At 78.2% G+C, this 325-nt stretch carries 1 protein-coding gene; it reads left to right on the top strand.

The window, feature by feature from the left end; all coding sequences use genetic code 11:
• A partial coding sequence (locus tag JHD62_RS21725) for a hypothetical protein (RefSeq protein ID WP_199104615.1) occupies positions 1-205 on the top strand: 205 nt, incomplete at its 5' end.
• Between the last annotated feature and the right edge of the window lie 120 nt (positions 206-325).

Raw genomic sequence — 325 nt, 5'->3', positions numbered from 1 at the left:
CCCCCCCCCCCCCCCCCCCCCCCCCCCCCCCCCCCCCCCCCCCCCCCCCCCCCCCCCCCCCCCCCCCCCCCCCCCCCCCCCCCCCCCCCCCCCCCCCCCCCCCCCCCCCCCCCCCCCCCCCCCTCCCACCCCCCCCCCCCCCCCCCCCCCCCCCCCATCTTACTGTTCGTCGGCAGCGTCAGATGTGTATAAGAGACAGGCCTGACCGCTGGCTACCACGCCGGCGGTTTCTTCCGCGGTGTAGTACAAGGGGCCCGGCGACAGCATCTTGTGGATCTTCAACTGGCGGCCCTTGGCATCGCGCGCTTGCGACAGCACTTCATAG

The organism is Aquitalea sp. ASV11, from assembly GCF_016429185.1.
Taxonomy (GTDB): Bacteria; Pseudomonadota; Gammaproteobacteria; order Burkholderiales; family Chromobacteriaceae; genus Aquitalea; species Aquitalea pelogenes.
This window is presented reverse-complemented; position numbering and strand designations above follow the sequence as displayed.